We start from the raw sequence: 11096 nt of genomic DNA on the forward strand, positions 1-11096 counted from the left end.
CACCCGTTCGGCATGACCGGCGCCCGCCTGCAGAACACGATGCTCAACTCGTTCGACTTCCACGACAAGAGCACCGGCGTCATCTCCATGTGCGTCGGCGGCGGCCAGGGCATGGCGATGATCCTCGAGCGCCTCTGACGCTCCCGCTCATCGTCGAAACCCGGGTTCTGGTACGCCAGAACCCGGGTTTCGGCTGCTCAGGCCTCGCCGATGACCGTCGGCCAGGTCAGGGTGCCGAAGAGGACGCTGAGCCAGCGTCCATCACCCAGGTCGTGCCCACGCGCCGTGATCCACGAACCGGCACCGAACGGCGCCTCCTCGCTGTGCTCGAACATCGGCGAGTGGCCGACGAGGTCGATGCCGTGCTCGGTCGACGCCAGGCGCGCGATCAGCGCGTCCATCTCCTCGCCCGTGGGCGGCGCGGCGCTGAACGCGAAGTCCTGCGTGCCCTCGAGCAGGTTGACGACGACGATCTGGTGCAGGTGCGTGCGGTACCACTTCGTGAGTGCCGCGGCGTCCGGCTTCTCGTCGAGCACCCGGAGCGTCACGAGCGTGAACTGCTCTCCTGGCGGCGTGAGTCGGTTGAGGACGAGGTCGTTGGCCATGGCAGCAGTATCGCGGACCCACCGGCAAAAGCCGGGTTCCGAGACGCCGAAACCCGGGTTTCGGCGGACCAAGACCCGGGTTTCGACGAAGGGATCAGTCGCGGGTGAGCTTGCGGTGGGTGACGCGGTGGGGGCGGGCCGCCTCGACACCGAGGCGCTCGATCTTGTTCTCCTCGTAGGAGGCGAAGTTGCCCTCGAACCAGAACCAGTGGCCCTCGTTCTCCTCGTCGCCCTCCCACGCCAGGATGTGGGTCGCGATGCGGTCGAGGAACCACCGGTCGTGCGACGTGACGACAGCACAGCCCGGGAAGTCGAGGAGCGCGTCCTCCAGCGACGAGAGCGTCTCGACGTCGAGGTCGTTGGTCGGCTCGTCGAGGAGCAGCACGTTGCCGCCCTGCTTGAGAGTGAGCGCCAGGTTGAGGCGGTTGCGCTCACCACCTGAGAGGACGCCGGCCTTCTTCTGCTGGTCCGGGCCCTTGAAGCCGAACGACGCGACGTAGGCCCGCGAGTTCATCTCGAAGTTGGCGACCTTGATGTGGTCGAGGCCGTCGGAGACGACCTCCCAGACGTTCTTGTTGGGGTCGATGCCGCCGCGGCTCTGGTCGACGTACGAGATCTTCACCGTCGTGCCGACCTTCAGCGAGCCCGCGTCGGGCTCCTCGTTGCCGGTGATCATCCGGAAGAGCGTCGTCTTGCCGACGCCATTGGGGCCCACGACGCCGACGATGCCGGCGCGCGGCAGGGTGAAGTTGATGTCGTTCCAGAGGACGCGGTCCTCGAAGCCCTTCACGAGGTGGTCGGCCTCGAGGACGATGTCACCGAGGCGCGGGCCCGGCGGGATGTTGATGTCGGCGGTGTCGATCTTGCGGGCCTTGTCAGCCTCGGCCGCGAGCTCCTCGTAGCGGGCCAGACGCGACTTCGACTTGGTCTGGCGGGCCTTGGCGTTGGAGCGGACCCACTCCAGCTCCTTCTCGAGCATCTTGGCGCGCTTGGCGTCCTTCTGGCCCTCGACCTTGAGGCGTTCCTTCTTCGTCTCGAGGTACGTCGAGTAGTTGCCCTCGTAGCCGTGGATCTGACCACGGTCGACCTCGGCGATCCACTCGGCGACGTTGTCGAGGAAGTAGCGGTCATGGGTGACCGCGAGGACGGCTCCCTTGTAGCTCTTGAGGTGCCCCTCGAGCCACTGCACGGACTCGGCGTCGAGGTGGTTGGTGGGCTCGTCGAGGAGGAGCAGGTCGGGCTCCTGGAGCAGCAGCTTGCAGAGCGCGACGCGGCGGCGCTCACCACCCGAGAGGTTGTCGACGAGGGCGTCGGCCGGCGGGCAGCGGAGGGCGTCCATCGCCTGCTCGAGCTTGGAATCGACGTCCCACGCGTTGATGTTGTCGAGGTAGGTCTGCAGCTCACCGGTCTCGGCCATGAGCGCGTCCATGTCGGCGTCGGGGTCACCCATCTCGCCGTAGGCCTCGTCGAGGCGGGCCATCTTGCCCTTGATCTCGGCGACGGCCTCCTCGACGTTCTCCAGGACGGTCTTGCCCTCGGTGAGCGGCGGCTCCTGCTGGAGCATGCCGACAGTCGCCTCGGGGTCGAAGACGATGTCGCCGTTGTTGGGGTGGTCGAGACCCGCCATCAGCTTCAGCAGCGACGACTTGCCCATGCCGTTGGGACCGACGACGCCGATCTTGGCGCCGTGGAGGAAGGACAGGGTGACGCCATCGAGGACGACCTTGTCGCCGTGGGCCTTGCGGACATTGCGCAGGGAAAGGATGTACTCGGCCATGGGAGGTAACTCTAGTCGCCCCACGGCGGCCGAAACGCCACGCCCCCGCGCCTCGGACCGCCCGCTCGGCCCACGGCTGGTCCGCCAGTGGAGTCGGTCAGAACGGCGCCAGCTCGGCCTCCTCCGCGACCTCCGCAGTGACCTCGCCAGTGACCTCGGCCGGTGACGCCTCCTCGAGCCCTGTCACATCGACCGCCGGCTGGTCGAAGCGGCCGAAGCTCGAGACCTGCGGCAGCGACACCGTCCACTCGTCGTTCTGCCGGGCGACCTCCTGCTCCTCGGCCGTCGGCTGCGCCGCCGGACGCCGGTCGGGGACGAAGGCCGAGCTGCCGCGGGCCAGGTCGTGACCGACGGACACGGCGTCCAAAGAGAGCGACGTGCGGATGTTGCCCGCGTCGTCGGCCCAGGTCCGCGTGCGGAGCCGCCCATGGACGACCACCGGCTCCCCGACCCGGAGCGACTCCGCGCAGTGCTCGCCGAGCGTCCGCCACGCGTTGACCGTGTACCAGTTCGTCTCGCGGTCGGACCAGCTGTTGTCGCGCGGGTTGAAGACCCGCGGCGTCGACCCGACCCGGAAGCCGGCGACGCAGGTGTCACCCACCGGGCGCAGCTCGGGCTGCGTGCCGACGAAGCCGAGCACCGTCACCATCGTCTCGTTCATGTCCCCTCCAAGGGATCGTGGGCGGACCCGCTGTCCGCGCCCTCAATCCCTGACGGTGCCGCGAGCCCACCACGACGCGAGCGGCCCCGGCCACCTCCTGTGGAAGGGAGGTGCCGGGGCCGCACGGTGGACGGAAACCGGGTCAGGCAGGACCTCAGACCAGGTCGTTCGCCTTGAGCCAGGCCGCAGCCACGTCGGCGGACGAGGGGTGGTCGTCGCCTGCGAGGTCGGCGTTCAGCTCGAGCAGCGCCTCGGTGGTCAGCTTCGCCGAGACCGCGTCGAGGACGTCCTCCACCTCGTCGGTCAGCGCGTCCTCGCGGATCAGCGGCACGACGTTCTGCGCGGCGATGAGGTGCTCCGGGTCCTCGAGCGTGACCAGGTCGTTCGCGGCGATGGACGGTGTCGTCGAGTAGATGTCGGCGACGTCGACCTTGCCGGAGGTCAGCGCCTTCACCGTGGCGGGGCCGCCGCCGTCGGAGATCGCGGTGAAGGCGACGTCCTTGATCCCGTAGACCTTCTCGAGGCCGGGGATGCCATAGGCGCGAGTCTTGAACTCCGGGTTGGCCGCCAGGCGGAGACCGTCGATCCCGGCGAGGTCGGCGATGGAGGTCAGGTCGTGCTTCTCGGCGAACGCAGCGGTGACGTTGAGCGAGTCCTTGTCCTCGGCCGCGGAGGCGTCGAGGACGTCCAGCCCCTCGGGCAGGGCCTCCTCCAGGGCGTCCTCGACCTCCTCGGGCGCGGTGGCCGTCGCCTTCGGGTCGAAGAAGAGGAGCAGGTTGCCGGTGTACTCCGGGAAGAGGTCGATCGACCCGTCCTGGATCGCGCCGATGTAGGCCTCGCGCGCACCGATGTCGAGCTGCGTCTTCGCGTCGATGCCCTTCGCGTCCAGCGCCTGCGCGTAGATCTCGGCGAGGATCTGGCTCTCACCGAACGACGCAGAGCCGACCACGATCGTGTCGCCCTCGCCGGCGGGTGCCTCGGTCGGGTCCCCACCGCAGGCCGTCAGGCCGAGGGCGAGGGCGGTGGTCGCAGTGCCTGCGAGCAGACGGGTCAGCAACATGGTGGTTCCTCTTCTCTTCGGGAATGTCACGCGCGTGCCACCGATCGTTGCGCAACCGCGAAGGCCCCGTCGAGGGACAGCGCGAGAACGACGACGACCAGCGACCCGGCGAGGGTCTGGGGATAGTCACGGACGGCGATGCCGTCGATCAGGTAGCGGCCGAGCCCGCCCAACCCGATGTACGCCGCCACGGTGGCCGTCGAGACGACCTGCAGGACCGCGGACCGGAACCCGCCCAGGATCAGTGGGAGGGCGAGCGGCACCTCGACGCGGGTGAGCACCTGCCAGCCGGTGAAGCCGAGGCCGCGAGCGGCGTCGACGGTCCTCCGGTCGACGGACTCCACCCCCGCGTAGGCACCGGCGAGCAGCGGCGGCACGGCCAGCACAACGAGCGCCAGGATCGGCGGCGCCAGGCCGATGCCCACCCAGAGCACCGCGAGCGTCAGCAGGCCGAGCGTCGGGAGCGCACGCAACGCGCCCGTGACGGCGATCGCGAGCCCGCGCAGTCGACCCGTGTGGCCGATCCAGAGCCCGAGCGGCAGGGCGACGGCCGAGGCGATGGCGACGGTCAGCACCGAGTAGCCGACGTGCTCCGCCAGACGGGCCGGCACGCCGTCCGCTCCCTGCCAGTGGGCCGTGTCGGTGAGCCAGCTCCCGGCCTCGGCGAAGACGTTGCTCATGCGGTCGCCGTCCTCGCTCCGTGCGCCCAGGGCAAGAGCACCCGCCCGAGCAGCACCCAGAGCGCATCCAGCGCGAGCGCGAGGACGACCACGGCACCCAGCCCGATGACGATCTCGGTCGTGTAGCCACGCTGGTAGCCCTCGGTGAAGAGCGATCCGAGGTTGGCCACGCCGATGATCGCCCCGACCGTGACCAGGCTGACCGTGCTGACCGATACGACCCGGACGCCGGCGAGCAGGACAGGTCCAGCGAGCGGAAGCTCCACGCGTAGCGCCCGTTGCCACCGCGAGTGACCCGTCGCGTCCGCCGCGTCAACGACCTCGCGGGGCAGCTGCGCGAACGCGTCAGCCGCGGTGCGCAGCAGCAACGCCACGGCGTACAGGGTGAGCACGACGACCACGTTGAGCGGGTCCAGGAAGCTCGTGCCGAGGATGCCGGGCAGGATCACCAGCAGCGGCAGCGAGGGCAGTGTGTAGAGCACCCCACCCGACCCGAGGAGGACCGCGCCGATGCGGGGGTGCCGCTGCACCCACCAGCCGATCGGGACAGCGACCAGGAAGCCGAGCACGACCGGCAGCACGCTGAGCCAGAGGTGGCGCAGCGCCAGGTCGGCGATCCGGTCGAGGTTGTCGAGGAACCAGCTCATGCCGGACCCAGTACGCCGGCGGGTCGGCCGTCGCCGTCGACGACGATGCGCTGCCCCGCCCGCTCCTCGAGGTGGAGCGTGCGGCGGGCCTTGTCGAGGCCGACGAAGGTCCGCACGAAGTCGTCGGCGGGGTCGGCGAGGATCTCCGCCGGGGTGCCCACCTGGGCCACCTCTCCCCCGCGTCGCAGGATCACGACCTGGTCGCCGAGCAGGAATGCCTCGTCGATGTCGTGGGTGACGAAGACGATCGTCTTGCCGAGCTCGCGCTGGAGCCGGAGGAGCTCCTGCTGGAGGTCGTCGCGGACGATCGGGTCGACGGCGCCGAAGGGCTCGTCCATGAGCAGGATGTTGGGGTCGGCGACGAGACCGCGGGCCACACCGACGCGCTGCTGCTGGCCGCCGGAGAGCTGGCGGGGGTAACGGCGGGCCAGTGCCGGGTCCAGCCCGACCGTCTCGAGCGCGGCCAAGGCCCGCTCCGTCGCCGTACGACGATCGACACCTGCGAGCCGCAGCGGCACGGCCACGTTGTCCACCACGCGCCGGTGCGGCAGCAGGCCGGCGTGCTGCATGACGTAGCCGATCGAGCGCCGCAGCTCGACCGGGTTGCGTGTGGCGACATCGACGTCGTCGATGAGCACCTGGCCGCTGCTCGGCTCGACCAGGCGGTTGACCATGCGCAGCAGGGTCGTCTTGCCGCATCCGGACGAGCCGACCAGGACGATTGTGGAGCGCGAGGGCAGCACCAGGCTGAAGTCCCGCACGGCGGGGGTGCCGTCGGCGAAGGTCTTGCTGACGGAACGGAACTCGATCATCGGTGTCTCCGACTTCCGGGGAGCGCAGCGAGGCGGATGGCGGGGTGACTCACGCGGCTCCTCGGGTGGCGTCGTGGACCAGGTGCTCCACCGGTGTACCACCCGGCACCACGGGGAGTCCCGCGGCGCGCCATGCGTGGAGGCCACCGACCACGTCCGCCGCCTCCACCCCGATCGAGTTGAGCGATGCCGCGGCGAGCGACGAGGTGTAGCCCTCGGTGCAGACCACGATCCAGCGCTGGCCCTCGACCGCCTGGGGCAGGCGGGCATCGGAGGCCGGATGGAGGCGCCACTCCAGATGGTTCCGCTCGACGACGAGCGAGCCCGGGATCTCGCCGTCGGCCACGCGCTGCCACTGCGGGCGGATGTCCACCAACCGGGCGCCCGCCGCCACGGCCTCGTACGCCTCCGACGGGACGAGGCGGTCGAGCCCCGCACGCGCGTGGGCGAGCAGTGCCTCCACCGACGCGAAGGTGCTCATGACGCCTCCCGCGCCGGAGCGGGCGCCTCGGGGTCGTCGGTCCACGCCGATGCGCGGCGGACGAGCCTCCCCGCCTCGACGTCGTAGTAGTGCATGCGCGAGAGCGGCGGGGAGTAGGCATGCACGCTCACCGCAACCTCCCCGTCGACGTTGCGGACGTCGTGCACGTAGTGGCCGCCGAAGACGGAGGTCTCCCCTGCTTCCCGCACGAGGTCGGCCAGGTGGCCGGGACGCCGGCTGCGCGCGCCGTCGCCCACCGGGGCGATCCCTCCGCTCCACGCGGTCTCGGTGAGCCGGCCCTGGACGACGGTGAACGCGCCGGCAGAACCGCCGTGGTCGTGGAGCTCGGTGCCCTGGTCGGCAGTCCAGCTGATCAGCCACACGTCGACGGACTCGTCGCAGTGCACCCGCACGTGCCACCGGTCGTCGGCGTCAGCGTGGACCTCGTGCTCGCCGCGGCGGACCTCGTCCGCCACGCGGCGGGTCCAGGCAGCGAGCTCATCGAGCGTGAGGGAGTGGGCGTGGGTCGGGTGCATGACCCGACCTTAACACCAGTAATTCACTCGACTTAACTCGATAAGAGGTGAGCTCTCCTACTTCAGGACCGTCTGGAGCTGCTCCCGCACGGTGGCGTACGCCGCGAGCTCGGCGTTGAGCGGCGAGAGCACGAGGTCCTGGGCGACGTCGTGGATGCCCTCCCGCAGGCGCCGGTCAGCCGACCGGGCCCGCGAGCGCGCCGAGACACGGACGAGCGCGCGGCACAGCAGCGCGAGCAGGACGCCGCCGACCACTCCCCCGAGCAGGAGGAGCGTGGGAAGTGCCACCGGCCCGACCCCGGGCGACGGGACGTCGAACTGCAGATAGCCCGCGACCGCGATGCCGGCCAGCCAGAGACCGCCCACGAGGGCTGCAGCGATCAGCAGCCACTGCAGGACGCGCACGAGCGTCGCCCACCACGGGATCCGGTCGACGCCGAGCGGCGTGGTCGCCAGCGTGTGGTCGAGGCGGTCGTTGAGGTCGTCGAGGCGCGCGGTCGCGGCGGAGCGGATCGCCTGCTGCCACGGCCGGGCCAGGCCGGCGCTGACCTCGTCACAGGCGGAGCGGACGGCACTGTCGACCCGGGCGCGCTGGACGGGCGTCGGCGCCGGGACGGAGGTGCGCGCGGACTTCACCAGTGCGCGGCCCTCCTGGCCGAGGTCGAGGTGGAGCCGCTTGAGCGGGTCCGGCTTCAGCTTGGTGACCCAGGCGACGACCGGCCAGCCGGTCGCACGGGCTGCCCGCATGCGGGCGGACGCCTCCACCGCATCGACGACGACCGGCACTCCGGCCGCGTCGGCGAACGCCTCGTCGAGCTCGGCCGCGACGTCGCCACCGAGCGCCTTCGGGGCCGCGGTGCCGGAGACGGCAGCGACCTTCTCACCGGTCGCCTTGACGTCGGCCTCGAGGCGCTTGCGGGTCGCCTTCTTCGACGCGACGCGCTTGGCGATCTCCTTGCGGAGCTTCTCCATGTTCTCGCCGCTGCGCGCGCTCACCGCGAAGACCGGGACGTCGGCGAGCCCGTCGGCCGCGAGCAGGCGGCGTACGTCGGAGAGCATCTGCTCGCGCCGCTCCTCCGGGACGGTGTCGATGTGGTTGAGCACCACGATCATCACGCCCGCGTGCGACGCCATCGGCCTGAGGTAGCGGTTGTGGATGGCCGCGTCGGCGTACTTCTGCGGGTCGAGGACCCAGACCAGGACGTCGGCGAGCTGGACCAGCCGGTCGGCCTCGAGGTGGTGCGAGACGTCGGTCGAGTCGTGGTCGGGCAGGTCGAGGAGCACGACACCGTCGAAGGCGTCGTCCTCGCGGTTGGTGTCGAGCATGGAGTCGCGCGTGACGTGGTGACGCGGCGGGATCCCGAGCCAGGTCAGCAGCTCACCGGCGTCAGCGCCCTCCCCTCCGCCCCACACGCAGGCGGTCGCCCACGACGTGGTGGGACGGCGCACGCCAACGGCAGAGAGCTCCAGGCCGGTCAGCGCGTTGAACGTCGAGGACTTGCCCGAGCCGGTGGCGCCGGCGAGGCCGACGACGGTGTGGTGGGCGGAGAGACGGAGTCGCTCGGAGACCCGGTCGGCGACCTGGTGCGCCTCATCGAGGAGCGTGTCGTCGAGGCGGCCGCGCGCCGACTCGACCACGGCCTCGAGCGCTTCGGCACGACGACCGACGTCGGAGCTGGACGAGACCAGCTTCTTCACACCTTCGAGCACGGGGGTCATCACTCGCTTCCGGAGGAGAGGGGCGACTGCGCAGCGAAGCGCAGGTCGTCGACACGACGCGCAGCGGCGCGCAGCAGCTCGGGGCTGCGGGGGTCGACGCCGAGATCGTCGAGGACATGGGTGAAGCGGGCGCGCTCAGCCGCGAAGAGCTCCTCGACGCGGCGGTCGAGGTCCTCGCGGGCGCGCTCGGCGAGGCGGCGTACGGCCTGGTCGCCGAAGACCGCCTCCAGGAGCTTCTGGCCCAGCACGGCGCTGCCTCCGGCGATGCCGACCTCGGCGCCGGTCAGTCCGGCCGTCGCAGAGAAGGTGACGACCATGAGCGCGACGGCCAGGCCGTTGACGCCGTAGGCGAGGAAGCGGGCGCTCGAGCGCTTGTCCTGGCCCTCGGTGCGCACCATCTCGAGCACGCCGTCCTGCCAGTCGCGGACCAGCCGCTCGGCCGCGCGGCGGAAGTCGCGCGAGGCACGGTCGAGGTCGCGCTCCTGGCTCTCGAGCAGCTTGCGACCGGCAGCGGTCGACGCCCAGTAGCCGGCGGCCTGCTCGGCGGCGTTCTCCGCGTGCTCGAGGAGCAGCTTCTCCAGGCCCGACTCGACCGCGTGCGTGACGCGCTCGACCTGCGCCGGCTTGCCCTTGACGGCGTTGACGAGGCGGTCGCGCAGCGCGCCCACCTTCGTCTCCAGCGACTTGAGGAGCTCGCCGGTGCCGACGAACTCCTGCCAGCGGGCCAGCACCTCGCCGCGGAGCAGCGTGCCGTCGGCAGTGGCGGTGTGGATCGCGGTGAGCGCCCGCTCGTAGGCACGGTCGGAGTCGTCGCGGAGCTGGCGCACGGCCCTCCCCTGCTCCTCCACGACCGCGGCGATCTGGAACGTCTTGGCGCTCAGGACGCGGATCGCGCCCTCGAGCGTCTGCTTCACGACCGCACCGCGGGCGTCGGCGTCGTCCGCCAGCGCGTCGAGCCAGCCACGGATGTCGGCGACGTACGACGCCGGCAGCAGGCCGTCCTCGTCGGGCTGGCCCTCGCGGACGATGAAGAGCGGGGAGTCCTTGAGGCCCCGGGCGGCAAGCATGCGCGCCAGGTGCGTCGCCACGGTCTCGACGGCCTCGTCGGCGGTGCGGTCGAGGACGACGGCGACCGAGGTCGACCGCTCGGCGGCCTTCTTCAGGTAGTCCCACGGGACCTGGTCGGCGTAGCGCGCAGCACTGGTGACGAAGAGCCACAGGTCGCCGGCGGCGAGTAGCTGCGCGGCGAGGATCCGGTTGGCCTCCTCGACGGAGTCCACGTCGGGAGCGTCGAGGATCGCCAGGCCGGCCGGCACCTTGTCGGTGGCGACCAGCTGCAGCGTCGAGGTGTCACCGGTCGAGCGGTCCGTGCGGACCAGGTCGGGCAGGATCCGGTCCTGGCCGAACCACTCGGCGTCAGCAGGGTTGTGCACGAGCACGGGCGAGCGGGTGGTGGGCCGGAGCAGGCCCGGCTCGGTGACCCGGTGCCCCACGAGGGAGTTGACCAGCGTCGACTTGCCGGCACCGGTGGAGCCGCCGACCACGGTGAGGAGCGGTCCGTCGATCGCGGTGAGGCGCGGGATGACGTAGTCCTCGAGCTGGTCGATCATCGCCAGCCGGTTGGCCCGCTCCTCCTCCGCCTGGGGCAGGTCGAGCGGCAGGACGGCGCCCTGCAGCGCCCCGCGGAGGCGCACCAGGGCGGTGAGCATCTTCGTGGAGTCACTCATGCCGGTCGGTCTCCTGGTGCAGGGCTGCGGAAGGGATGGTCGGAAGGGTGGTGCCCGCGAGCGGGCCGTGGGGCCCGGGCGGCAGAACCACCGCGGGCCCGAGGTGCTGCAGCAGCTCGACGAAGGCCTGCCCCCGTGGCGCGAAGTCACGCGGCGCAGTCCCACGAAGGAACCGGTGGTGAAGGTACCCGAGTTCGATCGCGGCCTGCTGGTAGTCCCGCAGGGCCCGCACGGCGGCAGGTCCGCCCACGAGGTGTGCATGGCGGCGCGCCGCACGCCGCTGCCGCAGGTCGACGACGTACGGGATGGAGGCGGCGGGCAGGAAGCCACGCTGGGCGGCGTCCTCGAGCGCGGTCGTCAGCACGATCGCCTCGCGACCGCGGACCCACAG

11 protein-coding genes and 2 pseudogenes are annotated in these 11096 nt (G+C 71.2%); 1 reads left to right on the forward strand and 12 read right to left on the reverse strand.

Features of this window, described 5'->3' with window-relative positions; genetic code table 11:
• A pseudogene (locus tag VLF38_RS13715) lies at positions 1-138 on the forward strand (acetyl-CoA C-acyltransferase); the annotation flags it as partial.
• 59 nt (positions 139-197) lie between these two features.
• On the opposite strand, the gene VLF38_RS13720 reads toward VLF38_RS13715, so the two are convergent.
• The 12 genes and pseudogenes from VLF38_RS13720 to VLF38_RS13775 form a co-directional block, all read right to left on the reverse strand.
• Positions 198-605, reverse strand: coding sequence for a hypothetical protein (locus tag VLF38_RS13720; protein ID WP_325271802.1), 408 nt, complete (start codon positions 603-605; stop codon positions 198-200).
• Between the two features lie 94 nt (positions 606-699).
• Positions 700-2382 carry an energy-dependent translational throttle protein EttA gene (gene ettA, locus VLF38_RS13725; RefSeq protein WP_325271803.1) on the reverse strand — a complete coding sequence of 561 codons (1683 nt, stop codon included), beginning with the start codon at positions 2380-2382 and terminating at the stop codon, positions 700-702.
• Between the two features lie 97 nt (positions 2383-2479).
• Positions 2480-3043 (reverse strand): single-stranded DNA-binding protein, encoded by a 564-nt coding sequence (locus tag VLF38_RS13730; RefSeq protein ID WP_325271804.1) that lies wholly within the window; start codon positions 3041-3043, stop codon positions 2480-2482.
• A gap of 154 nt (positions 3044-3197) precedes the next feature.
• Positions 3198-4103, reverse strand: coding sequence for an ABC transporter substrate-binding protein (locus VLF38_RS13735; RefSeq protein WP_325271805.1), 906 nt, complete (start codon positions 4101-4103; stop codon positions 3198-3200).
• 26 nt (positions 4104-4129) lie between these two features.
• Complete coding sequence (locus tag VLF38_RS13740) at positions 4130-4783, reverse strand: ABC transporter permease (RefSeq protein ID WP_325271806.1); 654 nt, start codon at positions 4781-4783, stop codon at positions 4130-4132.
• Complete coding sequence (locus tag VLF38_RS13745) at positions 4780-5430, reverse strand: ABC transporter permease (protein ID WP_325271807.1); 651 nt, start codon at positions 5428-5430, stop codon at positions 4780-4782. Before VLF38_RS13745 ends, VLF38_RS13740 begins: the two co-directional genes overlap by 4 nt.
• A complete protein-coding gene (locus VLF38_RS13750) occupies positions 5427-6242 on the reverse strand; it encodes an ABC transporter ATP-binding protein (protein ID WP_325271808.1) in 816 nt (271 codons plus the stop codon). The genes VLF38_RS13745 and VLF38_RS13750 overlap by 4 nt, the downstream gene beginning before the upstream one ends.
• 49 nt (positions 6243-6291) lie before the next feature.
• The gene (locus VLF38_RS13755) at positions 6292-6723 is read right to left on the reverse strand and encodes a rhodanese-like domain-containing protein (RefSeq protein WP_325271809.1); all 432 of its coding nucleotides are present in this window, start codon (positions 6721-6723) and stop codon (positions 6292-6294) included.
• Positions 6720-7259: a cysteine dioxygenase family protein gene (locus VLF38_RS13760; RefSeq protein ID WP_325271810.1), complete on the reverse strand. Its 540-nt coding sequence runs from the start codon at positions 7257-7259 to the stop codon at positions 6720-6722. The genes VLF38_RS13755 and VLF38_RS13760 overlap by 4 nt, the downstream gene beginning before the upstream one ends.
• Positions 7260-7316: 57 nt before the next feature.
• Positions 7317-8978: a GTPase gene (locus VLF38_RS13765; RefSeq protein ID WP_325271811.1), complete on the reverse strand. Its 1662-nt coding sequence runs from the start codon at positions 8976-8978 to the stop codon at positions 7317-7319.
• Positions 8978-10705: an ABC transporter gene (locus VLF38_RS13770; protein WP_325271812.1), complete on the reverse strand. Its 1728-nt coding sequence runs from the start codon at positions 10703-10705 to the stop codon at positions 8978-8980. Before VLF38_RS13770 ends, VLF38_RS13765 begins: the two co-directional genes overlap by 1 nt.
• Positions 10698-11096: pseudogene (locus VLF38_RS13775) on the reverse strand (hypothetical protein); the annotation flags it as partial. The gene VLF38_RS13770 and the pseudogene VLF38_RS13775, both read right to left, overlap by 8 nt.

This window comes from Nocardioides sp. (assembly GCF_035481145.1).
GTDB lineage: Bacteria > Actinomycetota > Actinomycetes > Propionibacteriales > Nocardioidaceae > Nocardioides.